Genomic DNA, 22,590 nt, shown 5'->3' on the forward strand with positions numbered 1-22,590 from the left:
TATCGCTGGTCATCGTCGGACGGCCACTCGTTCGGTCCGGTCGACGCGAGTCACCGACAGATAGACGACGGTCGCGACGATCGCGGCCAGGAACAGCAGGCTGGTGAGCAGCGTGCCCAGGCCGGCGCCGCCCTCGGAGCGGTCGCCGGACAGGAAGTCGCCGAGCGAGCCGCCGAGCGGACGGGTGAGCACGTAGGCGATCCAGAACGAGAGCGTCGCGCCGAGCCCGAACCGGTAGGCGACGAACACGACGGCGATCGCGGCCGCGTAGATGAGGACCGCGGCGAGCAGGCCGGTCTGCAGCTGGTCGATCAGCAGGTCGCCGGCGGCGGTGCCGAGCGCGAACGTCACGACGACGACCAGCCAGTAGAACGCCTCCCGCCGGGTGGTGACGATCGAGTGGATCGAGAGCGTGCGCTCGGTGCGGTACCAGACGCCGAAGGTCAGCAGGAGCAGGACGAGGAAGACCCCGGTGCTGATCCAGAGGCTGACGCCGAGGTTGTCGGTCAGGTTGTCGGTGATCAGCGTGCCGACGACGCTGACCAGCGCGACGACGGTCCAGTAGACCGACGGCACATACCGGTCGAGCCGGAACTGGACGACGAGGGCAACTACCAGGAGCACGGCCGTGATCAGGGTGGTCGCGATCAGGCCGACGCCGAGCGTGACGTTGACGTAGTCGGCGGCGCTCTCCCCGATCGTGGTGCACAGGATCTTGATCACCCAGAAGAACGCGGTGATCTCCGGGACCTTGTTGAGCATCTGGCGCGTGGCGGTCGGGCTCGTCATCGGGTCGTCTCTCCAGGTCGGCAGCGTCACTGACGAGAGGAGACTGGCCCGCCCTGTCTGACATTGACCTGACGACGTTCGGGCTGGCGCTATATCGTCTCGCGTAGTACGTTTAACGATATAGCGACGAACGGAGTAGCGATGGTCGACGATCTCGGACGGTGGGCTGAACCGGGCCTGCTGGTCCTGGCCAGCCTGGCCGAGGGGGAGAAGCACGGTTACGCGATCACCGCCGATGTCACCGAGCACGTCGGGGTGACGCTCGGCCCGGGGACGCTCTACGCGGTCCTCGGCCGACTGGAGGAGCGCGGGCTGATCGAAGGGCTACCGGCCGACGGCCGGCGCCGGCCCTACCGGCTGACCGCGGCCGGGGCGGCCGAGCTGTCGGCCCAGGCGACGCGGATGCAGCAGCTGGCGGCGTTGAGCCTGGGCCGCCTCGCGCTCGGGACGGCCACCGCGTGAGCGACCGGGACACGACGCTCGTCCGACTCCTGGTCGCCTGCTACCCGGCCGGCTGGCGTCGTCGCTACGGCGACGAGTACGCCCAACTGCTGACCGACCTGCGCATCCATCGTCGCCCCGCGCTGGTCCTCGACTCACTGCGGGGCGCAGCGCTTGCTCACGGAGGTGTTCTGATGACCGGACGGTCACCGCTCGACCTGGTGGTGTGGGCCACCGGACTGTTCGTCGTGGCCGGCCTGGGTTTCGAGAAGATCGCGGAAGACGTCGCCGGTCACGGTGGACCCCTCTACGCGGTCCTGGGCATCGCCGCCGCGGTGGCCCTGCTCGCGCTGGCCGCCGCCTCGGCCCCGACCGCGATCGCCCTCGTGCGGGGGCGAGACGCCGGGGCGTGGAAATTCGCGGCGGTTCCGGTCGTCGGGGTCTTCTGCTGGCTCAACGTCCTGGCGGCCGCGCGGGTCCTCGCCGCCGGCCACGGGGTGCACTCGGCCGCGAACGTCGGCGCGTTTCTGCTGATCGTCGCCGTCGGAGTGGTCGTGGTGGCGACGACGGCGTGGGCCGCGGTCACGGTGCTGCGCCGGGTCCCGTCCACGGAGCCGGCCTGGCTGCGGACGGCGGCGCTGACGACCGTGGCCGGCGGTATGGCGGCGGCCACCGTCGCGGGCTTGGCCTGGGGGCTCGAGCAGAGCCGGGCTGACGACGGCGGGATCCTGGCGACGCCCTTCCTGCCCAGTTGGGCCGCGGTCGTGCTGGCGCTGGGCACCGCGACCGGGCTGGCGGGCCGGGCCGCGTCACGGCAACTGTCCCGCGCGCGCCGGGCGTGACGCGATGATCGAGGCCGACGCACTGTCCAAGAGTTACCGCCGGAACCGGGCGGTGACGCAGCTGAGCCTCCGGGTCGAGGCCGGCCAGATCTGTGCGCTGCTCGGGCCGAACGGCGCGGGCAAGACCACCACGATGAGGATGCTGGTCGGCCTCACCGAGCCCGACGCGGGCAGTGTCCGCATCGCCGGTTCGCCGGTCCGGCTGGGAGCCGCCGTTCTCGGGCGCGTCGGTGCGCTGATCGACGGGCCGGCCCTCGTGCCGCACCTGAGCGGTATCGCCAACCTGCGACTGCTGTGGGCGGCGTCCCGGCGGGCGTGGCCTCCACCCGCACTGGACGAGGCGGTAGAGCTCGCGGGGCTGGGCCGGGCGATCGACCGGAAGGTCAAGGGATACTCGGCCGGGATGAAGCAGCGGCTCATGCTCGCGCACGCCGTGATGCGTAGCCCGGACGTCTTCGTCCTCGACGAGCCGGCCACCGGACTGGATCCCGCCGAGGTCCGGGCTCTCCGGCAGTACCTGGCCGCTCGATCGGCGGCCGGGGCCGCGGTGCTGATCTCGAGCCACCAACTGGCCGAGGTGCAACTGCTGGCCAGCCACATCGTCGTCGTGGTGGGAGGTCGGCTGGTGATGGCCGGCCCGCTCGACGACCTCCTCGCCGACGGCGACGGTTCGCTGGAGGACGTCTATCTCGCGTTGACCGAGGGATCCGAACATGCTGCGTTTTGAGCTCGTCACTCAGCTGAAACGGCTGCGCACGCTGATCGCGCTGCTGTGCCTGGCCGCGGTGCCGGTCGCGGCCGGCCTGGCCCTGGCCTCGTCGGCGGGCCACCGCAACGGTCGGGAGACCGGCCTGTTCGGGGCATCGCCCTACTCGGCGCTGAACCACACGATGGCCAGTCTCGAGTTCGCCGGGCCACTGCTGCTGCCGATCGTCGTCGGCCTGCTGGCCGCCACGATCGCCTCGGCCGACCGCGATTGGGGCGTTCTCCGCTATCTGTACGTCGCGCCGGTCACCCGGACGCGGCTTCTGCTGGCCAAAGTCGTGACCGTCGAGATCGCGACGGCGACCGCTGTCGGGTCCGTCCTGGCCGCCGGTCTGATCGCCGGATCGGTCATCTACGGCTGGCACCCGTTCCATCGCATCGGTGCGCCGAGTCTCGGCGCCGTCGACACGCTCGTCCGCGTCCTCGTGGCGGTCGGGTACGTCCTGCTGTGCATGTCCGCGATGGCCGCCATCGCGTTCACGCTGGGGCTCCTGCTTCCGCGCGGTGCCGAAGCCCTGGCCGTCGCGATCATCTTCGTCGTCGTCGCCAGTTTTCTGAACGGCCAGGCGAACCTGCACGTGGTCGCCGCGGTTCTGCCGGTGCACTACTGGCAGAGCTGGACCAGGCTGTTCGAGCTCGGACCCACCGGCGGACTGGCGCTGGGCGCGATCGTCCAGTTGGCCACGATCGGCGTCTGCCTCGCGGCCTGCTGGGCGATCCTGGGCCGCCGCGATCCAGCGGCCTGAGGGTATTGGTGCCGCCACCCTGACGGTCAGGTTCTCGTCAGGTCGCGCCCGGCAGGCTGCCGCGCATGTCGATCACGTATCCCGAGGCAATCGTCATCGGCGCGCTCCAGGGCGTCACCGAGCTGTTCCCCGTCTCCAGCCTCGGACACAGCATCCTGGTCCCGGCGATCGTCGGTGGCCGGTGGGCGCGCGATCTGAGCGTGTCGACGCCGGAGTCGCCCTACCTGGCGTTCCTCGTCGGCTTGCACGTGGCGACGGCGCTGGCGTTGCTGCTGTTCTTCTGGCGCGACTGGGTGCGCATCATCGGCGGGTTCTTCTCCTCGATCCGGGATCGCCGGGTCGACTCGTCTGATCAGCGCCTGGCCTGGTTGATCGTCCTGGCCACGATCCCGGTCGGTATCACCGGGTTGCTCCTCGAGCACACGTTCCGGACGGTCCTCGGCAAGCCGGTTCCGGCCGCGATGTTCTTGCTGCTCAACGGCGTCATTCTGTTGATCGGCGAGCGCGTGCGGCGGCGTGCGGCACTCGAGCCGGAGTCCGGCGGTGGAGCTGCGGTCGCGGTCGACCGGCGGCTGTCCCGTGTCGGCTATCGCGAGGGCACGCTGATCGGCTCCGCGCAGATTCTGGCGCTGCTCCCAGGTATCAGCCGGTCCGGTGTGACGATGATCGCCGGCCTGGGCCGGGGCCTCTCGCACACCGACGCGGCCCGGTTCTCGTTTCTGCTGGCGACGCCGGTGATCTTCGCGGCCGGTGTCCTGAAGATTCCGGATCTGTTCGGGCCGCTCGGGAGCGGAATTCACGGCCAGGTGCTGGCCGGGAGCCTCGCGGCCTTCGGCTGCGCGTATCTGGCCGTCCGTTTTCTCACCCGTTATTTCGAGACCCGGACGCTCGTCCCGTTCGGTCTGTACTGCATCGCGGCCGGCGCCGTCGGGCTGGTGCTCGTTGCCTGATACCGCCGGCCGCGGCGCGCTGTCCGCCGGGGAACGCTGATGCGGACGTGGGACGGGAACTGGTTGGGGTCGACGAAAACGCTCGACGTGTACGAGGCCGCGGTCCGCCGCCAGGGTTGGTGGCGGTGGCGAGCGGCTACGGTATGCGGGCGACGGCGCCGTACGCGGAGATTTCTTTGTCCTCGGGCAGGTTCGCGGCGTCGTCGCGGCGCCAGCGGTGGATCAGGGACACGCCCGGCTCGACGAGTTCGAGGCCGTCGAAGAACCGCGCGAACTCTTCGCGGGTGCGGGGCTGGCCCTCGGCGTTGACGGCCGGTTCGAGCAGGCGGCGCTGGTCGGCGTCGTAGTGGTCCCAGCTGTTGTGGCTCATCGCCAGGTAGGAACCGGACGGCAGCGCCTCGATCAGCCGGCGGACCAGCCCGTAGGGGTCCTGGGCGTCCTTGAAGAAGTGCAGGACCGCGATCAGGCTCAGCCCGACCGGCTGGGTCAGGTCGAGGGTCCGGGTCACCTCGTCGCTGCGCAGGATGCTGTCCGGGTCGGACAGATCCGCCTGGAGGTAGGCGGTCTGCCCTTCGGCGCTGCTGATCAGGAGGGCCCGGGCGTGGACGAGGACGAGCGGGTCGTGGTCGACGTACACCACGCGGGCGTCCGGGGCGATGCCTTGCACGACCTCGTGGAGGTTGGGAGACGTCGGGATGCCGGTGCCGACGTCGAGGAACTGCCGGATGCCGGCGGTCGCGAGGTAGGCCGCGGCGCGGTGCATGAACGCCCGGTTCTCCCGGGCCCAGGTTCGCAGGTTCGGCGCGAATCGCAGTGCGGCGTCGGCGGATTCGCGGTCGGCGGCGAAGTTGTCCTTGCCGCCCAGGAGGTAGTCGTAGCGGCGCGCCGCGTGCGGGGTGGAGGTGTCGATGAGGCGTTGCGCGTCGTCGTCCGGCATGGTCCCCTGCTTCTCGCTCGCCCGCCCGTCCATGGCGCGCCCATCGTACTGATCGGTGTTCACCGGCCGGTGGAGGTCCAGCCGCGCAGGACCTGGCCGGCGCGTAGGGGGTGGTCGGCGGTGCATCGGGTCGGGCTCCAGGGGCGCCAGTCGCCCTGCTCGGCCAGATCACCAGATCGGGCCCTCGACGAATGCGGATGGTCTCGTACGGCCATCACTTGGTCGGCGAGCCGGTACCCGGTCGCGGCGAGCCGGGCTGCCCAGCTGACCAGTTCACCGCTGCGACTGACCGATCTGTGCAACTGGGCGCTGAGCGCGCGGGAAGCGATCAGCGCGGCGTGGGCCTGTTCCGCAAGCGCGAGGTAGTGGTGCGGTGGCCCGACCATGCTCGGAGTATGTCGACCGGCCATCCGGGCCGCTGTCCCGCCGGGTCGGCGACACTGAACGGTCTCAGCTGCTACGTCGCTTCTCGTGGTGCCGGTGGTCGCGGAGAATCAACTGAACTGCCCGGGAGCGGACTGCCTCGGACAGTCGTATCCGGTCGTCTTGGATGGCGGCGAGGAGATGCGTGGGGTCGTTGGTGACCAAATCCACTGTGGGCCGCACGCAGTGCGCGATCACCGATCGGTCGTGCGTGAGGACGACCGCGGTTCGAACGGGTGCCTCGACGTGGTTGCGGCGGAGCCACTGACGAAGATCGCCGGCGACCGCGTTGACTTGCTCGGCCCAGGTCCGGCCTCCGCCGTCGACGGCGCTGGCGCGCTCGACGACGTTTCCGTAGCGGTCGTACTTGTCGTACCACCAGTGCTCGCCGTCGACGTGGAGATGGACGTTGCGGAACTTGGCCTCGATGGCCCAGATGCCGTGCGGGCCGACGAGAACGCCGTCGGTCTCGCCGCGGCGGTTGCGGTAGCCGCGCAGCAGAGTCCACTCGTCCGGCAGCGCGCTCAGTGCCGAGGCGACTCGATCCTCACCCAGATTTCCGGCCGCCTGCTGCTGCGCCTGCCGGTTGGCCGAGTGCCACTCATGGTGCGCTCGGACCGTCTGCCCTTCGGCTTGGAGTTCGGCGGCTCGAGCGGCGCGTTCATCGGGGGTCGAGACCGCGAAGACCCGCTTCCACAGGGGCTTCCGCCGTCGGGCGTTGTGCCGGTCCGCGTCCGCCTGACGGCGCACTTCCTCCCACTGGGCGGCTGCGGCTGCGGCTGCTTCCAATCGGATCCGCGTGCGGTCCAGCTGTTCGCCGCCGTGATCGGAGAGAACTTCGACGCGCATACGGGTCCTCACCTCCCGCCATCCGGTGTGGTTGCTCGCCAGGGACCTTGTGTGATCACACGCCCACGTTCGGTTCGAGGTTCATTCATCCGGCCCGTCGAGGCCACGATTCCTGGGGCGAACGTGGCCGAACATCGGGCCGTGATTCTTGGTCTCGCGCACAGGGTGGAAAACGCCGCACGCGCCTAGCCTCGTCGCTGCCGGCCCGGGTGCGGCGCTGCCCCCGACACGCTGCGATGAAGGGACAAACCCGTGACGGCTGCACCGGACACGATCGTTCTGATCCACGGGCTGTGGATGACCCCACTGGCCTGGGAGCACTGGGTGACCCGGTACGAGGCCCGCGGTTTCCGCGTGCTGACGCCCGGTTATCCGGGGATCGGCCAGGGCGAGGAGGGGCTGGCCACACTGAGGTCCGATCCCGACGCCGTGGCCGGCGTCGGCGTCCGCGAGGTGATGGATCACCTGACCGACCTCGTGGGGAACCTGGACTCCGCGCCGATCCTCATGGGCCACTCGTTCGGCGGTACGTTCGCCCAGCTGCTGGTCGGCAACGGCCTCGGCGCGGCCGGAGTCTGCATCGACAGTGCGCCGGTCAAGGGCGTCAACGCGATGCCGCTGTCGGAGATCCGGTCGGTGCTGCCGGTGCTGGACGACCCGGCCAACGTCGGGAAGGCGTCGACCCTCACGCCGAAACAGTTCCACTACGCCTTCACCAACGCGCAGGACGAGGCGGTGTCGCAGCACGCCTACGACCGCTACTCCGCTCCGACGCCGGCCAAGGTGCTGTTCGAGGGCGGCTTCGCGGCCGTGACGCCGCACGCGTCGACGACGTTCGACTTCGCCGACGACGACCGCGCGCCGCTGCTGTTCATCTCCGGCGGAAGCGACCACATCCTGCCTCCGGTCGTCCAGGACCACAACTACCGGAAATGCGCTCGGCATTCGAGCGCCGTCGCCGCGCACACGGTCTTCGCCGGCCGTGACCACTACACCTGCGGTGCGCCCGGCTGGGAGGCCGTCGCGGACCTCGCGCTGGACTGGGCGCTGGACCCGACGGCGGGGGAGCTCGCCCGATGACCGACAGCCACCGCCGGACGCCGTCCTGGCGCGAGATCTACCAGGGCGGCTCCGAAGAGGCCGAGCAGGAGCATTTCCGCGGGCTCGAGGCCGAGTTCGCCGCTCGGCTGGCCACCGCACCGGTGCGGTTCGCGCTGCACCTGCCGAGGTTCGTCAGCGAAGAACTGACGCCGATCGAGGACCGTGCGGTCGAGTGGATGGATCGGGCGTCGGCCGGGCGCGGCGGCGTCTGACGGGATGGCCACCGACTGGCAGAGCTTCGCCGTCATGATCGGAGGGGCCAGCGGCGCCCTGACCGGGCTGCTCTTCGTCGCTGTCTCGCTCAACGCGACCCGGATCGCCGGGCACCGGGGGTTGCGCGCGAGCGCCGTCCAGACCCTCGTGCTGTTCCTCGCGCCGCTGGTCATGGCCGCTGTCCTGCTGGTTCCGGGCCAACCCGGCTGGGTGCTCGGGGCCGAGCTCGTCGCGGCCGGGCTGGGGGCGAGCCTGAGCCTGCTGGTCACGGGGCAGCGCCGGCGCGGGTTGAGCGTCGACGACGAACGGTTGGTCAGCATCTTCGACCGGCGGGACACCAACGTCGTCGTGCTGTTGCTGTTCGTCGTGAGCGGCGTCCTGCTGGTGTGCGGTGTGGACGCGGGCCTCTACCTGCTCCTGCCGGCCTCGCTCGTGGCCTTCCTCAGCGGCGTCCTCAACGCCTGGAACTTCCTGCTTCCCCCGCTGAACCCGCCCACAACAGAGGAGAACCTCAGATGAGGAACCTGACCGGATCGCTCGTGCTCAAAGGGGCCCTGTCCCTGATCATCGGGCTGATAGCGGTGGTGTGGCCGGCCGTCACGATCGAGGCGTTCGTGATCCTCTTCGCCGTCTACGCGTTCATGCTGGCCGGGACGGAGCTGATGCGGGCCTTCGCGTCCCGCGACGCGGGACCGGTGATCGGCCGGATCCTGCTGGCGCTGCTGGACGCGGTGGCCGGCGTCGCCGCCCTGGTCTGGCCCGGCATCACCGCGCTCGCCCTCACGCTGCTGGTCGCGGGATGGGCGTTGGTGGCCGGCGCCGTGGAGTTCGGCCTCGTCTTCGGCGCCGGCCGAACGGCGGGAGAAAGGGCTCTGTGGGGGCTGTCGGGCCTGGTGTCGCTGGCCTTCGGCGTGGTCCTGGTCATCCGACCGGACCTCGGCGCCGTCACCCTGGCCCAGGTGTACGGCCTGTTCAGCATCGTGTCGGGCGTCTCGACGCTCGTGCTGGCCGGCAACGTCGGGACGGTCGCCCGCGAACCAGCCCCGCGCTACTGAGAGCTACCCTCAGCCGACGTGAGCTCCGACGACGCGGTGGCCGCCCTCGCCGCCCGCATGCACGACCGGATCGACCCGCTGCTCGACCAGACCGTCACCGCGCTCCGCGCTCAGGTTCCCGGCTACGGGCCGCACGACGGTCTGACCGACGAGGACGTCCGGGACACCCTGCGCATCTACCTGCTGGACCTGCTCGACGACCTGAGCGGCACCCGGCTCGACAACAGCAGCGCGCTCGACGCGCAGATGCGCCGGCGGGTCGAGCAGGGGATCACGCTGCCCGACCTGCTGCACAGCTACCGCCTGGGCGTCGAGCAACTCTGGCTCACGTTGGCCACGATCGCCCACAAAGACCATGAGGCGACCGACGCCCTGGTGGCCGCCACCCCGATCGTCTTCGAGAGTCTCGACCGCTACTCGCTCCGGGCCAGCCACATCCACCAGGAGGTGGCCCTGCGCCGGGCCCGGCGCGACGAGCAGGTCCGCGCGGCCCTGCTCGACGTCGTTCTCACCCGCGACCCCAGCATCGGCGCCGCGTTCTGGGACGCGGTCGCCCAGCTCGGCGTCCCCCGCGACGGCCGGTTCCTGGCCGTCGAGATCCGCGACACCGGGGACGACCGCACCGAACCTCCGCCCGACATCGAGGCCGGCATCGTGCGGCTGCCCGGGGTCGACGGAGCCTGGTTCCGGGTCGGGCCGCGCTCCCAGACCGCCCTGCTGTCGGTGCGACGCACGACGCCCACCGACACCGACGCCGCCCTGTGGACGACGATCCTCGAGCGGGACCATCTCGTCGCCGGCATCAGCGCCGAGTACCCGTCGATCGCCGGGACACCCCGGGCCTCCGCCCAGGCTCACGTCGCCGCCGCCGCGGTGTCCCGCCGTCGGCGACTCGTCCGCTACGACCGCGATCTGCTGCCGGTGCTGCTGGCCAGCGCACCGAACGCGGCCGACGTCCTCGTCCGGGAGACGATCGGCCCGGTACTCGACCAACCGGCCGACCGCCGTGACGCCCTGCTCGACACGGTGCGCGTCTGGCTGGAGACCGGCCAGTCGCTCGCCGCCAGCGCCCGGCGCCTGCACTGCCATCGCAACACCGTGACGTACCGGCTGAACCGATTCCAACAGCTCACCGGCCGCCAGCTCACCGACAACGTCTGGCTCACGCAGGTCGTGCTGGCCCTCGAGGCCGCTGAGACGCGCTCGCCCGACTGACCGCTGTCCACAGGCCATTGCCAACGCGTCACCGCGTGATCGACAGTGGGTGGCGCGAGATCGCCGACCCGGCCCTCAACCCCGGAGGTTCACCAGCTGATGAGCGCGGAGCGGGAGCGGGTAGCCGGATTCGGACGGCTGGACCTCGGGCTGCGGCAGGCGAGCGACTGGTACCTGTGGGGGCCGTATCTCTCCGAACGCCAGTGGGGCACGGTCCGGGAGGACTACAGCGCCGACGGCCAGGCCTGGACGTACCTGCCGCACGACCACGCCCGCTCCCGCGCCTACCGCTGGGGCGAAGACGGCCTGGCCGGCTTCAGCGACGTCGAGCAGCGGCTCTGTCTCGGGCTGGCCCTGTGGAACGAGCGCGACCCGATCCTCAAGGAGCGGATCTACGGGCTGACCGGCGCGGAAGGCAACCACGGCGAGGACGCCAAGGAGTACTGGTGGTTCCTCGACGCGCTGCCCAGCCACGCCTGGAACCGCTGGCGCTACCACTACCCGCAGGCCGCCTTCCCGTACGAGGACCTGCGCTCGACCAACGCCTCCCGCGGGCGGCACGACCCGGAGTACGAACTGCTCGACACCGGGGTGTTCGACGACGACCGGTACTGGGTCGTCGAGGTCGACTACGCCAAGGCCGACCCCACCGACCTGCTGATGACGATCCGGGTCACGAACGCCGGCCCCGACACCGCCCCGCTGCACGTGCTGCCGCAGCTCTGGTACCGCAACACCTGGTCCTGGCGCGGCCGCGAGCCGGAGGTCCTGGAGGCCGACGGGAACGTCGTCCGCACGACCCACCCCTTCCTCGGCGACCTGGTGTTCGTTCCCGAGGGCGCCCCGGAGCTGCTGTTCTGCGACAACGAGACCAACACCCAGCGCCTCTACGGCACGAAGGGCCCGGACTTCCCCAAGGACGGCATCGGCGACCACGTCATCCACGGCGACGACTCGGTCAACCCGCAGCGCCGGGGTAGCCGCTGCGCGGCCTGGTACAGGTTGTCGGTCCCGGGCGGGGAGACCGTCGAGCTCCGGCTCCGCCTCCGCCCCGCGGAGGCCGCACCCGGAGATTTCGACGACGTCCGGCGCGCCCGCCGAGCCGAGGCCGACGAGTTCCACGCCGAACTGGCCCCCGACACCGCCGACGCCGACGAGGCGGCCGTCCTCCGCCAGGCCGTCGCCGGGCTGTTGTGGAGCAAGCAGTTCTACGCCTACGACGTGGCCCGCTGGCTCGACGGCGACCCGGCCCAGCCGCCGCCACCGCTGGAGCGCCGTGGCGGCCGCAATGCCCGCTGGCGCACGTTCCAGGCGTTCGACATCATGTCGATGCCCGACACCTGGGAGTACCCCTGGTTCGCGGCCTGGGATCTGGCCTTCCAGTGCGTGGCGCTGGCCCACGTCGATCCGGCGTTCGCCAAGTACCAGCTGAGCCTGCTCTGCCGGGAGTGGTTCCAGCACCCCGACGGCGCGCTGCCCGCCTACGAGTGGGACTTCGGCGATGTCAACCCGCCGGTGCAGGCCTGGGCCGTGCTCGAGGTGTTCGCGCTGGACGGCGGCACCGACCTGGACTTCCTCTCCCGGGTCTTCGACAAGCTGCTGGTCAACTTCACCTGGTGGATCAACCGGCAGGACACCGACGGAGACACGCTGTTCGGCGGCGGGTTCATGGGCCTGGACAACATCGGCCCGATCGACCGCTCGCACCTGCCGCCGGGCTGGATCCTCGAGCAGGCCGACAGCACCGGCTGGATGGCCTCCTACGCCGCTGCCATGGCGACGATCGCCGCGGTTCTCGACCGGGCGGCGTCCCGGCCCGCGCTCGACCTCGTCCAGAAGTTCCTCGAGCACTTCGCCCAGATCCGCGAGGCGCTCGACGGCGCTGAACTCTGGGACGAGGAGACGGGCCTGTTCAACGACCGGCTCACGCTCCCCGACGGCCGCTCGACCTGGGTCCAGGTCCGCTCGATGGTGTCGATGATCCCGATGCTGGCCGTGGGCGTCGTCAGCGAGGAGGCGCTCGGGCGGTCCGTCGCGGTCGGCAAGCGGTTCGCCCGCTTCCTGGCCCGGCGCGGGATCGCCGGGCCCGACGATCTCGTCGAGACCGGCCTGCTGCGCGGCGAGGCCGGGCACCGCAGCCTGCTCGTCGGCGTCGTCTCCGTCGATCGCGTGCAGCGGATGCTGCAGATCCTGTTCGACGAGTCGGAGTTCCTGTCCCCGCACGGGCTGCGGTCCCTGTCCGCCCGCCACCGCGACCAGCCGGCCGTGCTGGATTTCGCGGGCATCCGGGCGAACGTCGACTACGAGCCGGCGGAGTCGACGATCGGCATGTTCGGCGGCAACTCGAACTGGCGGGGGCCGGTCTGGTTCCCGGTCAACCACCTGGTCGTCTCCGCGCTGGAGCGCTACTACCGCTTCTACGGCGACGACGTGCGGATCGAGTACCCGACCGGCTCCGGCCACACCGCGACGCTGAACGAGGTCGCCGCCGACCTCCGCGGGCGTCTGGTGGGGACGTTCCTCCGCGGTGCGGACGGGAGCCGGCCGTGCTTCGGCGGCACGACCCGCCTGCAGACCGATCCGCGCTGGCGAGACAACATCCTGTTCCACGAGTACTTCCACGGCGACAACGGCGCCGGCCTCGGCGCGACCCACCAGACCGGCTGGACCGGCCTGGTCGTCGACCTGATCCGGCGCCGCCACGGCGCGGTCACGCCGACCGCCGACGTCGTCCAGCGTCTGATCACCGGCTCATGACCGTCGTCTACGAGATCAACACCGCCGTGTGGCTGACCGAGCTCGGCGGCGTCGGCCTCGGCGAGGTCCCCGCTCAGGTCTGGGACGCGATCGCCGCGCCCGGGATCGACGCGGTGTGGCTGATGGGCGTGTGGGAACGCAGCCCGGCCGGCCGGACGATCGCCCTGCGCAACGAGGACCTGGTGGCGAGCTTCCGGGCCGCGCTTCCCGACCTGCGAGACGACGACGTCTTCGGCTCGCCCTACTGCGTCCGGGACTACGTCGTCGACGACCGCCTCGGCGGCCCCGACGGGCTGGCCGCCGCCCGGCGGGCGCTCGCCGCCCGGGGCGTCAAGCTGATCCTGGACTACGTCCCCAACCACGTCGCCCCCGATCATCGCTGGCTCACCGAGCACCCCGAGTACCTGATGCCCGGCGACGGCATCGTGGTCGGCGATCACGGCTTCGCGCTGGGCCGTGACCCGTTCTTCCCGCCGTGGCCGGACGTCGTCCAGCTCGACGCGTTCTCCCCGGGCCTGCGGTCGGCCGCAGCCGAGACCCTGACCTCGATCGGCGCCCAGTGCGACGGGGTCCGCTGCGACATGGCGATGCTGTTCCTCAACGACGTCTTCGCGCGCACCTGGAACCTCCCGGCTCCGGCCGAGGAGTTCTGGCCGGAGGTCATCGGCCGGGTCCGCGCCGACCATCCGGACATGCTGTTCCTGGCCGAGGCCTACTGGGGTACCGAGCCCGCGCTGCTCGCCCAGGGCTTCGACCACTGCTACGACAAGACGCTCTACGACCATCTGGTGCACGCCGATCCGCGCGCGGTACGCGTCCACCTCGGTAGTGCGGGGACCGGCACCGTTCGCTTCCTGGAGAACCACGACGAACCCCGGGCCGCGGCCGTGCTGCCCGAAGGGCAGGAGCGCGCCGCGGCCATCGCGACCGCGACGCTTCCCGGCGTGACCCTGTGGCACGAGGGTCAGTTCACCGGCCGGCGCGTCCACGTCCCGGTGTTCCTCTCCCGACGTCCGGACGAACCGCCCTCCGAGTCGCTGCGCGGCTTCTACGCCGGCCTGCTCGCCGCGGTCGACCGCCGCGGCGAGTGGCAGCTGCTGGCCTGCGAGGGCTGGCCCGACAATCCCAGCGCCGAGCAACTGCTGGCCTGGAGCTGGACGGCTTCCGACGTGCGTCAGCTGGTCGTCGTCAACTATGCGGACGCCCCGGCGCAGGGCCGCGTCCGGCCGGCGTGGGGTGATCTGGCGGGGACGTCGTGGACGCTGCGGGAGCGGCTGTCGGACACCGAGTACGTCCGAGACGGAGACACGCTCACCAGCGACGGCCTGTACGTCGCGCTCCCGGGCTGGGGCTTCCACTGGCTCACCGTGTCGCGCTGACCGCCTCGACGAACCTCAGTTGGGCGGGTGGCTCCGGGACCAGGCCGCCCGGTCGCCGAGGGCCTGGTGGAGCCGCAGGCCGGCCTCGGCGGCCCCGACACGGCCATCTTCCGGAAGGCCGACGCGGCCTCCCGAGCCGCGCTCGAGAGCGCCGGTCCGGCCACGGTGGCCCTCTACCACCGGCAACTGGCCGCCATCGCGAAGGCCGCGGCCACGCATTAACTCGCCCCGCCGTCGCTCTTCGGCGTCCGGTCACCAACTGCTGGTGTCGACCAGCTGGTTCAATGGCGTCCCGCCGTGGAAGGTACCCATTCCCACCACGCCGTTCAGCGGCATGAACACGCCATGGGCTCCGGCCAGCGGGGTGGCTTGAACGGCGTCCGGGTAGTCCCACCGCCACCACACGTTCAACGTCACCGGGCCGCCGGGGGCGATGGCGGCCGCGAACGGATTGGGGACGCCCCCACCGGCGCCGGCCAGCCAGTTCTGACAGTTGATACACGGGGTGAGCTCGACGAACAGGGCGGCCTGAGCCGGGGCGGCGGGCGGCGAGTAGAGCGCGGCGCCCAGTGGTGCGACCGTCAGAGCCGCCCGTTCGGCATGGCCTCCGACCACCGGGTTCTGGACGAGCCCGGCGGCCATCTGAGAATTCCCGAACACCACGGCGTACTGCTGAGCCGCCGCGGCCGGGACCGGGCCGAGAACCGGCCCCTGCTGCTCGTCGTAGCCGACCACCGGCCCCACGGCGCCGTGACCGTCGATCGGAGTGATCGCGACCGCGGCGCAGCAGGAATCCGAGCCGACCCCGGCTTGCGTGTGCCGGACCGCGCCGAATTGCGCGACGCACTGCTGGGCCAGTTCCTTCGCCAACGAATAGGTGGGCAGATGGGCGTTCGCGGGACTGAGCTGCCGGTAGACGACGGGCATGGAACACCTTCCCGGGATGGTCAGGGGGCTGGGGTGTGGTGCCACTGGGGTGTCGTGGTGGCGGGCGCGAAGGGGCGGGTGAACCAGACGTCGCCGGTGGCGCTCCGGGCGAACAGGACCACCTGGTTCGGGGCGGTCGACGTTACGGCGCCGCCGTCGGTGGCGAGCGGGCCGGAACCCGAAATCTTCTGGTCGATCCAGCGCCAGGACTGCGTCTGAGCGTCCCAGCGGTTGAGCCACACCTGGTTCTGCCCGGTCTGGACGAACAGCAGCAGGTCGTCGCCGGGGCCCGGGAGCGCACCCAGGGCACCGCCGATCGTGGCGCCGGCCGTGGGCGGCCGGCCCTGGAGCTGCCAGTTCCACGAGGTGCCGTTCCAGCGACGCACCCAGACGTTGCCGTCGGAGGCCCGGACGAACTCGTGCGGCAGCCGGTCACCCTGGGCGGTGCCGCCCAGCAACAGTTCCACCCGCGTGCCGGGCGGCGCGCCGAGACCTTCCCAGCGCCACTTGCCGGCGAAGAACGGGTGCCGGAGCGTGCCGTCGGCGCCGATCACGAAGATGTGGGTATTGGCGCCACCCTCGTTCGAGAACACCGAACCGGCGGACGCGATCGTGGTGCTGCCCGGCTGTCCGAGATCTCCCCACCCGGCGGTCCGCCGCTGGTACAGGTGCTCGTCGCGACCGCGGACGAAGACCGAGGCGATGTTGCCCGGCTCGGCCAGCGCACCGACCGGCCCGGCGATCGGAACGCCGTCCGGGCCGCCGAGGTCCGACCACGACCACGACGAGCCGAGGCCCTCGCCGGCCCAGACGTGCTCGCCGGCCAGGACGTAGGCCCGCGCCCGGGAGCCGCCGTCGAGCGCGATGACCCCGACGCCCGCGGTGATCGGCCTGCCGTCCGGGTGCTTGACGTTCGTCCAGGTGCCGGCGCCGCCGTCGGCGGTGAACTGCCAGAGATCGCCGGCGGCACTTCGGACGAAGTACGTGGCCCGGCCTCCGCCGGTGGCCACCGCGCCGAGCGTCTCGGCGAACCTCGTCGTCGGCGCGGGCGACCCGCCGGGGGACCGGGACGGGCCGGGAGTCGCCGTGTCCTCCGACGAGTCCGGCCGCAGCACCAGGAACGCCACCGTGGACAGCACGACCGCGAGCACGACGGCGGCGATCGCGTAGGGCACCCACCGGCGCTTCGGCGGCACGACCGTGGCCGGGACGACGAACGTGACCCGTCCGCTGGACCGCATCGTGTCCTCGGGTGCGGTGTCGGTGTTCGTGGAATAGACCCGGCCGGTGAGGTCGTACTGCCCGGGCGGGGTGCCCGGCGGGATCGCCACCCGGACGAGGAACACGACCGTGCCGTTCTGGCCGGGCACGAGCCGCTGCGGCTGCTCGACGCTGAACCAGGACTTGTCGGCACCCGGCCCGGGGACGGCGTCGAACCGCACGGTGTCGTCGACCACCCCGGTGTTCGTGACCGTGAACGTCGACTCGCCCCGGAGGGTCGCGTCGATCGGGATCTGGGCCGCACCGGCGTCGACGGTCCACGTCGTCGTCACGCTGCGGCCGATCCGGAAGCGTCGAACCAGGACGTCATGAGGACCTCGATCCTGCGACAGAAATGGGTCCGGGCACGCCGGTGGCGACTCTCCGGCCGGGCCATGGTACGGCTGACGATGATCCAACACCATGGCCATCTACCTGGCCTTTCACTTCAGCCACAGTGGACACAATGGGTGTCCTACCCGGACTCGCCGTGCTACAACTCGCTCCGGGCCCGGAGGGGGTGAGGCTGTGACGCCTGCGGACGAAGGACCGATCCGATCGGCGGTGGAGGAGCTCGCGGGCTGGCTCGGCGCCATCTCCGGCAAGCCCGTGCAGGTCCGGACGCCGCCGCCCGCCCCCGAGGAGGACGACGTCACGCTGTGGGCGATCGAGCTCCGGTCCCGGCGCCGGACGGCCGGCACCGGTGAGCGGCATCCGTACCGGTTCGTGATCCGCTGTCTGGTGACCGCCGAGCTCTCGGTGCTGGACCGGATCCTGACCGCGGCCGTCGTCGACGGACGGCCGATCAGCCCGGAGCCGCTCGACCTCGGCGTGTGGGCCGCGCTGGGCACGGTGCCCCGTCCCGGACTGCTCCTCGAGGTCCCCGCCGTCGTCGCCTACCCGCGCCCCGCGGTCCCGCTGGTCCACGACCCGCTGACGTTGCGGACCGCCGACGCCCGGGCGGTGGACGGCACCGTTCTCGGCGCCGGCGATCGTCCGCTCGCCGCCCTGCGGATCGAGGCCGTCGGCTCCGGGCGCAGCACGCACACCGACGCCCGCGGCCGGTTCCGGCTGGCCGGCCTGCCCGCCGACGGCTCGCTACGCATCCGGATCGGCGGTCGCGGCCGGCAGTTCGTCGCGGTCGTGTCGCCCGTCCTCGGCGAGCCGCTGGTCATCCGGTGCCCGATCGGGAACGTCCCGTCCACTTCCGCAGGAGGAGCGCATGCCTAGCTACTTCTCGCCCGGGATCTACGTCGAGGAGGTTGCCGGTGGCGCCCGTCCTATCGGCGCCGTCGGCACCAGCACCGCGGGCTTCGTCGGCGTCGCACCGGATCCCGAGGCCCGGGTCGACGAGGCGGTCGCGATCGGGAGCTGGACCGAGTTCCTCCGGATCTTCGCCTCGATCGACGATGCCCCGAGCACCGTGCTCGCCCGGGCCGTGTTCGGCTTCCTCGACAACGGCGGCTCGCGCTGTTACGTCGTCAACACCGGCGAGTCCGCCGAGCTGGCCGGCACCGGGAATCGTCGCACCGGTCTGCAGCTCCTCGAAGCGGTGGACGAGATCGCGATCGTCGCCGCGCCGGGCCAGTCCGACCCGGCGTCCTACGAGGCGCTGCTGACGCACTGCGAGCAGCTCCGCGACCGGGTGGCGATCCTCGATCCGCCCGAGTCGGCGTCGGACGTCAGCGCGCTCACCCAGGTGGCCCTGATCGGCGAGGAGGAGGCACTGCGTCCGCGGCAGTCCGACTACGGCGCGCTGTACTTCCCGTGGCTCCAGGTTCGCGATCCGCTCACCGGGGAGGTCGTCGCCACGCCCCCCAGCGGGCACCTGGCCGGGATCTGGGCCCGCAACGACGCGACCCGGGGCGTCCACAAGGCACCGGCGAACGAACCGGTGCGCGGTGCCATCGGACTCACCCAGCTGGTGACGCGGGCCGAACAGGACGTCCTCAACCCGGCCGGGGTCAACTGCATCCGCGCCTTCGGTGCGGAAGGCATCCGCGTGTGGGGTGCCCGGACGCTGGCGGCCGAGGCGAGCGAGTGGCGCTACGTCAACGTGCGCCGGCTGTTCAACATGCTGGAGGAGTCGATCGCCGAGGGCACCCGGTGGATGGTGTTCGAGCCGAACGACTCGTCGCTGTGGCGGTCGATCCGCCGCGACATCGTGGCGTTCCTCACCCGCGTCTGGCGGGACGGGGCACTGCTGGGACGCACCCCCGCGGAGGCGTTCTTCGTCCAGTGCGACGAGGAGACCAACCCGCCGGACGTCCGCGATCAAGGGCAGGTGGTCGCGGTGATCGGCGTGGCCGTGGTGAAGCCGGCCGAGTTCGTCGTCTTCCGGCTCAGCCAGTGGGCCGGTGGCGCAGCCACCGAGACGTTGGGGAGCTGACCGATGGACGTCGCCGCGCAGCCGGGGACCTGGGTCGACCCGTACCGGGCCTACCATTTCAAGCTCGTCCTCAACGGGGTCGACAACGGGCACTTCACCGAGGTCTCCGGGCTCGGCGTGCGGGTCGAGCGGATCGCCTACCGGGAGGCCGGCGCGAACAGCGTGGTCCGGGCGATACCGGGCCGGGTGACGTATTCGCCGGTCGTCCTGCGGTACGGGCTGACCAGTTCCGGTGAGCTCTGGGACTGGCTGATGACCGCGGTCACCGGCCGGGTGAACCGGCGGAACGTGTCGATCGCGGTGCTGGATCCGACCGGCGCCGACGAGGTGCTGCGGTGGAACCTGCTGAACGCCTGGCCGCAGGAGTGGCTGGGGGCGCCGCTGGACGCGATGACGCAGGAGCTGGCGGTCGAGACGTTGGTGCTGGCCCACGAGGGGTTGGAGCGGGAGGTCAGCGGTGGCGCGTCGGTTCCGTCCGCGTAGTGCGCTGGCGAGTGGCCTGCGCCGGCTCGGGTCCGCCGCCTACCGGGCCGCGGCCCTCGCCGAGCCGTCGCCGGAGCGGACTTCGGCGGGCGGGCTCCCATCGGGCGGGTCCACGGACGGCGGGGTGCCGGCGCACTGGGCGGAGGTGGTTGCGGCTCGGGCGCCGGGGCTGCTCGCCGGCGTGGGTGTCGGTACCGGTCGCGGCCGGGTCCGTGCCGCGGCGAGGCCCCCGTCGGCCGACGGTGATCCGGTCGCGATACCGGCGCCCGGTGGCGGCGAGGCCCGGCCGGTGCGGCGTCCGCGGGAGGCCGCGGCCCGGCCGGCGTCCGGCGAACCGCGCACGCCGGTCCGTCTGATCGCCGAGGGCGACGGCGCGCGGCGCGCGCTTCCCGATCCGACCGCCTCCCCGACCGTCGACCGGCGATCCGACGCCGCTTACGCCGACGTGACGAAGCCCGGCGCGGAGCACACGGGCGCCGGGCGGCCCGTAGTAAAGCGGCCCGGCGCGGAACAGGCGGCTACGCCGTGGCCCCGCCCGATCGTCACCGGCCGCCCGACCGCGCCTCCGGCCGGCCGACGCCGGCCACCGTCGGACGTCGTCCGGCCGGACGCGCCCGGAACCGCGACCGCGCCGTGGCCGGTACCACCCCCGACCGACCCGATCGCGCCCGGCGTCCCGGCCGATGCCCTCGAAGGCCACTGGCCCGACCTCCCCGACGACTCGGCGCTCTGGACCCCGGCCCCCGACCCCGCCCCGGCCGCTCCCGCCCGCCTCGCGCGGCTGGCCCGGGAACAGGCTCGGCGCTGATGGAACGCGTCGCCTTCCTCATCGACGCCACCGGCGAGCGGATCGACTGCCTGCTCAACCCGGAGACCGTCGAGGTCACCCGGCTGGCCGGGGTACGGCCCCGGAGCGCCGACGGCCTGCTCCTGGTGGGCGCCGACCTGGCCGACGACCCACTGCTGTTCACCGGCGGCGGCCGCACCGAGATCGTCCTCGACCTGCTGTTCGACGTCGACTTCGTCGAGACGCCGATCCGCCCGGACGACGTGCGGACGCTGACCCGTCGGCTGTGGGCGCTGGCCGAGAACTCGGTCCGCGAGCGGGGCCGGGTCCGGCCGCCGCGCGTCCGGCTGGTCTGGGGCAAGAGCTGGAACGTGCCGGGAGTGATCGTCGCGATCGCCGAGCGCTTCGACGCGTTCGCGGTCGGGGGGGCCGCCCGCCGGTCCTGGCTGCGCCTCAAGCTGGTGCGGGTCGCGGAGCCCGAGCGGCCCGCGCCGGTCGGGTTCGAGCAGGGCCTCCGCGCGCCGGGCGTCCCGACCGTGGCGCCGGGCGGTGCGGTGGTCGCGATCGGCGACGGGGCCGCCGTACCCGGCTACTCCGGAGTCCGGCTCGACCAGGCCGCGGCGCAAGCCCTCGGTTCGCCCCTGCGCTGGCGCGAGCTGGCCGACCACAACGGTGTCGCCGACCCGTTCGCGGTGACGCCCGGCACGGCGCTCACCGTCCCGCCCTCTCCGGGAGCGCCCCGATGACCGCCCCGTCCACCGCCAGGCCCGCCGGTCCCGCCGTGCCCGCCGGGCCCGCTGGGCCCGGCGTGTCGGTCGAGCTCGGCGGCCGGCTCCTGGCCGGTCCCGCGCGGATCCTCGCGGTGCGGGTCGCGCAACGGCTCAATCAGCCGTCGCAGTGCGAGCTGACCCTCACCGAGGCCCCGCCGTTCCCGCTCGGGCCGGGCACCGGCCTCGTCCTGCGCATCGAGGGCACGACCACCCCGCTCTTCGACGGCGAGACCACCACGGCCGAGTTCGAGGCCGGTCCGGACGGCGCGGTCCTGGTCCGCCTCCGCGGCTACGACCGCCTTCATCGCCTCCGGCAGCGTCAGCAGCAGCGCGTCCTCCCGCCGTCGACGCCGGCCGCTCTCGCCCGCCTGCTCGCCGAACCGGTCGGCCTGACCGTCGACGCCCCGGCCGACGGCCCGAGCCTGGACGGCCTTCTCCAGCACCGGCAGACCGACCTCGGCCTGCTCCTGCAGGTCTGCGAACGGACCGGCCGGTACCTCACGGTCGACGGGTCCACCCTGCGCGTGATCACGCTGGCCGGTCACGGCATCCCGATCGCGCTGGAGCTCGGGGGCAACCTCGGACAGCTGAGCGTGGAGGAGAACCTCGACGCCCCGCTACCGGGTGACACCGCGCTGGGCTGGAACGCCCAGCGCGCCGAAACCCACGTCGGCACCGCCGAGCCGGCCCGGACCCAGGACCCCGGGAACGTCCGTACCCTGGTCAATCAGCTCGCCGGCACCCCCGAGGAGATCGGCGCGGTCGCCGCGGCCGTCCACGACGTCCGGACCGCGTCCGTCCTGGTGGCGACCGGCGTCGCGGACGGTGACCCGAACCTCCGGGCCGGCGCCCGGGTCACGGTCCGCGGCGCGCCGGTGACCGTCCCCGGCCCGCTGACCCTCACCGAGGTCACCCACACGATCGACGCCCGCGGCTACCTCTGCGCGTTCACCACCCGGCCGCCCGAGCGTCCCGACCGTCCGGAACCCGCGAGCGTCACGCTGGGAGCGGTGACCGACGTCCAGGATCCGGACGGCCTGGTCCGCGTCCGCGTCCGGCTACCGGCCTTCGGCGATCTGGACGCCGGGTGGCTCCCCGTCGTGTGCCCGGGCGCGGGCGGCGGACGGGGGATCGTCGCACTGCCCGACGTGGGCGACACGGTGCTGGTCGTGCTTCCGGGCGGCGAACCGTCCGCCGGCCTGGTCCTCGGCTCGCTGTTCGGATCGCTCCGGCCGCCCGACCCGGGGATCCGGGACGGACGGGTCGCCCGGTGGTCGCTGACGACGGCGACCGGCCAGTCGGTCGTCCTGGACGACGCCGACGGGTCGCTGCGGCTGGACACCGGCGCGGGCAGCTACCTGCAGCTGGGGCCGGACCGATCGATCCTGCACGCCGCGACCGACCTGGTGCTCGAGGCGCCCGGCCACGGGATGACGATCCGGGCCGGCACCGTCGACTTCGAGCACGCCCCCTAGCGACCGAGATCAGCGACCGTCATCAGCCACCGAAGGG

25 protein-coding genes are annotated in these 22,590 nt (G+C 72.2%); 19 read left to right on the forward strand and 6 right to left on the reverse strand.

The annotated features are described in order from the left end of the window. Positions 1-9: 9 nt before the first annotated feature. Positions 10-789 carry a COG4705 family protein gene (locus FL583_RS19185; RefSeq protein WP_205752272.1) on the reverse strand — a complete coding sequence of 260 codons (780 nt, stop codon included), beginning with the start codon at positions 787-789 and terminating at the stop codon, positions 10-12. 141 nt (positions 790-930) lie between these two features. Between FL583_RS19185 and FL583_RS19190 the strand changes: the two genes are divergently transcribed. From FL583_RS19190 to FL583_RS19210, 5 genes are all read left to right on the forward strand, one after another. After that, on the forward strand, positions 931-1,251 hold the full coding sequence (locus FL583_RS19190; RefSeq protein ID WP_142706059.1) for a PadR family transcriptional regulator: 321 nt from the start codon (positions 931-933) through the stop codon (positions 1,249-1,251). Further along, on the forward strand, positions 1,248-2,072 hold the full coding sequence (locus tag FL583_RS19195; RefSeq protein WP_142706060.1) for a hypothetical protein: 825 nt from the start codon (positions 1,248-1,250) through the stop codon (positions 2,070-2,072). Before FL583_RS19190 ends, FL583_RS19195 begins: the two co-directional genes overlap by 4 nt. Positions 2,073-2,076: 4 nt before the next feature. Continuing rightward, positions 2,077-2,799, forward strand: a complete 723-nt coding sequence (locus tag FL583_RS19200; protein ID WP_142706061.1) for an ABC transporter ATP-binding protein — start codon at positions 2,077-2,079, stop codon at positions 2,797-2,799. Beyond that, positions 2,786-3,583 carry an ABC transporter permease gene (locus tag FL583_RS19205; protein ID WP_142706062.1) on the forward strand — a complete coding sequence of 266 codons (798 nt, stop codon included), beginning with the start codon at positions 2,786-2,788 and terminating at the stop codon, positions 3,581-3,583. Before FL583_RS19200 ends, FL583_RS19205 begins: the two co-directional genes overlap by 14 nt. Positions 3,584-3,648: 65 nt before the next feature. Further along, positions 3,649-4,533 carry an undecaprenyl-diphosphate phosphatase gene (locus FL583_RS19210; RefSeq protein ID WP_142706063.1) on the forward strand — a complete coding sequence of 295 codons (885 nt, stop codon included), beginning with the start codon at positions 3,649-3,651 and terminating at the stop codon, positions 4,531-4,533. A 136-nt stretch (positions 4,534-4,669) separates the two neighbouring features. On the opposite strand, the gene FL583_RS19220 is transcribed toward FL583_RS19210, so the two are convergent. The 3 genes from FL583_RS19220 to FL583_RS19230 all read right to left on the reverse strand — a co-directional run bounded on the left by FL583_RS19220 (position 4,670) and on the right by FL583_RS19230 (position 6,742). Continuing rightward, on the reverse strand, positions 4,670-5,470 hold the full coding sequence (locus FL583_RS19220; RefSeq protein WP_205752273.1) for an SAM-dependent methyltransferase: 801 nt from the start codon (positions 5,468-5,470) through the stop codon (positions 4,670-4,672). A gap of 59 nt (positions 5,471-5,529) precedes the next feature. Next, positions 5,530-5,856, reverse strand: a complete 327-nt coding sequence (locus FL583_RS19225; protein ID WP_142706065.1) for a hypothetical protein — start codon at positions 5,854-5,856, stop codon at positions 5,530-5,532. 64 nt (positions 5,857-5,920) lie between these two features. Next, complete coding sequence (locus tag FL583_RS19230) at positions 5,921-6,742, reverse strand: nuclease-related domain-containing protein (protein WP_142706066.1); 822 nt, start codon at positions 6,740-6,742, stop codon at positions 5,921-5,923. Positions 6,743-6,994: 252 nt separating this feature from the next. Between FL583_RS19230 and FL583_RS19235 the strand changes: the two genes are divergently transcribed. The 8 genes from FL583_RS19235 (at position 6,995) to FL583_RS19270 (ending at position 14,684) form a co-directional block, all read left to right on the forward strand. After that, entirely contained in the window at positions 6,995-7,822 is an 828-nt protein-coding gene (locus FL583_RS19235; RefSeq protein ID WP_142706067.1) for an alpha/beta hydrolase, read from the forward strand. Beyond that, complete coding sequence (locus FL583_RS19240; protein WP_142706068.1) at positions 7,819-8,055, forward strand: hypothetical protein; 237 nt, start codon at positions 7,819-7,821, stop codon at positions 8,053-8,055. Before FL583_RS19235 ends, FL583_RS19240 begins: the two co-directional genes overlap by 4 nt. A gap of 4 nt (positions 8,056-8,059) precedes the next feature. Continuing rightward, entirely contained in the window at positions 8,060-8,575 is a 516-nt protein-coding gene (locus tag FL583_RS19245) for a hypothetical protein (protein ID WP_142706069.1), read from the forward strand. Further along, a complete protein-coding gene (locus tag FL583_RS19250) occupies positions 8,572-9,111 on the forward strand; it encodes an HdeD family acid-resistance protein (RefSeq protein WP_142706070.1) in 540 nt (179 codons plus the stop codon). The genes FL583_RS19245 and FL583_RS19250 overlap by 4 nt, the downstream gene beginning before the upstream one ends. An 18-nt stretch (positions 9,112-9,129) precedes the next feature. After that, the gene (locus tag FL583_RS19255; RefSeq protein WP_142706071.1) at positions 9,130-10,326 is read left to right on the forward strand and encodes a PucR family transcriptional regulator; all 1,197 of its coding nucleotides are present in this window, start codon (positions 9,130-9,132) and stop codon (positions 10,324-10,326) included. Positions 10,327-10,425: 99 nt separating this feature from the next. After that, entirely contained in the window at positions 10,426-13,083 is a 2,658-nt protein-coding gene (locus FL583_RS19260; RefSeq protein ID WP_142706072.1) for an MGH1-like glycoside hydrolase domain-containing protein, read from the forward strand. Then, entirely contained in the window at positions 13,080-14,462 is a 1,383-nt protein-coding gene (locus FL583_RS19265; protein ID WP_142706073.1) for an alpha-amylase family protein, read from the forward strand. Before FL583_RS19260 ends, FL583_RS19265 begins: the two co-directional genes overlap by 4 nt. 27 nt (positions 14,463-14,489) lie before the next feature. Further along, positions 14,490-14,684 (forward strand): hypothetical protein, encoded by a 195-nt coding sequence (locus FL583_RS19270; RefSeq protein ID WP_142706074.1) that lies wholly within the window; start codon positions 14,490-14,492, stop codon positions 14,682-14,684. Positions 14,685-14,714: 30 nt separating this feature from the next. Here the strand turns inward: FL583_RS19270 and FL583_RS19275 are convergent, their stop codons facing one another. Next, positions 14,715-15,389, reverse strand: coding sequence for a hypothetical protein (locus FL583_RS19275; RefSeq protein WP_142706075.1), 675 nt, complete (start codon positions 15,387-15,389; stop codon positions 14,715-14,717). A 20-nt stretch (positions 15,390-15,409) separates the two neighbouring features. After that, positions 15,410-16,942 carry a PLL family lectin gene (locus tag FL583_RS19280; RefSeq protein ID WP_142706076.1) on the reverse strand — a complete coding sequence of 511 codons (1,533 nt, stop codon included), beginning with the start codon at positions 16,940-16,942 and terminating at the stop codon, positions 15,410-15,412. 235 nt (positions 16,943-17,177) lie between these two features. On the opposite strand from FL583_RS19280, the gene FL583_RS19285 reads away from it, so the two are divergent. The 6 genes from FL583_RS19285 to FL583_RS19310 are packed head-to-tail and all read left to right on the forward strand — an operon-like array spanning position 17,178 to position 22,553. After that, positions 17,178-17,879 carry a carboxypeptidase-like regulatory domain-containing protein gene (locus FL583_RS19285; RefSeq protein WP_170323743.1) on the forward strand — a complete coding sequence of 234 codons (702 nt, stop codon included), beginning with the start codon at positions 17,178-17,180 and terminating at the stop codon, positions 17,877-17,879. Continuing rightward, positions 17,872-19,038 carry a phage tail sheath family protein gene (locus FL583_RS19290; protein ID WP_142706078.1) on the forward strand — a complete coding sequence of 389 codons (1,167 nt, stop codon included), beginning with the start codon at positions 17,872-17,874 and terminating at the stop codon, positions 19,036-19,038. The genes FL583_RS19285 and FL583_RS19290 overlap by 8 nt, the downstream gene beginning before the upstream one ends. 3 nt (positions 19,039-19,041) lie before the next feature. Next, complete coding sequence (locus FL583_RS19295; protein ID WP_142706079.1) at positions 19,042-19,521, forward strand: phage tail protein; 480 nt, start codon at positions 19,042-19,044, stop codon at positions 19,519-19,521. After that, positions 19,496-20,329, forward strand: coding sequence for a hypothetical protein (locus tag FL583_RS19300; RefSeq protein ID WP_142706080.1), 834 nt, complete (start codon positions 19,496-19,498; stop codon positions 20,327-20,329). The genes FL583_RS19295 and FL583_RS19300 overlap by 26 nt, the downstream gene beginning before the upstream one ends. Continuing rightward, positions 20,329-21,054 carry a CIS tube protein gene (locus FL583_RS19305; protein WP_142706081.1) on the forward strand — a complete coding sequence of 242 codons (726 nt, stop codon included), beginning with the start codon at positions 20,329-20,331 and terminating at the stop codon, positions 21,052-21,054. The genes FL583_RS19300 and FL583_RS19305 overlap by 1 nt, the downstream gene beginning before the upstream one ends. Beyond that, a complete protein-coding gene (locus FL583_RS19310) occupies positions 21,051-22,553 on the forward strand; it encodes a phage baseplate assembly protein V (protein ID WP_142706082.1) in 1,503 nt (500 codons plus the stop codon). The genes FL583_RS19305 and FL583_RS19310 overlap by 4 nt, the downstream gene beginning before the upstream one ends. Positions 22,554-22,590 lie beyond the last annotated feature (37 nt).

Source organism: Cryptosporangium phraense, assembly GCF_006912135.1.
Lineage (GTDB): Bacteria > Actinomycetota > Actinomycetes > Mycobacteriales > Cryptosporangiaceae > Cryptosporangium > Cryptosporangium phraense.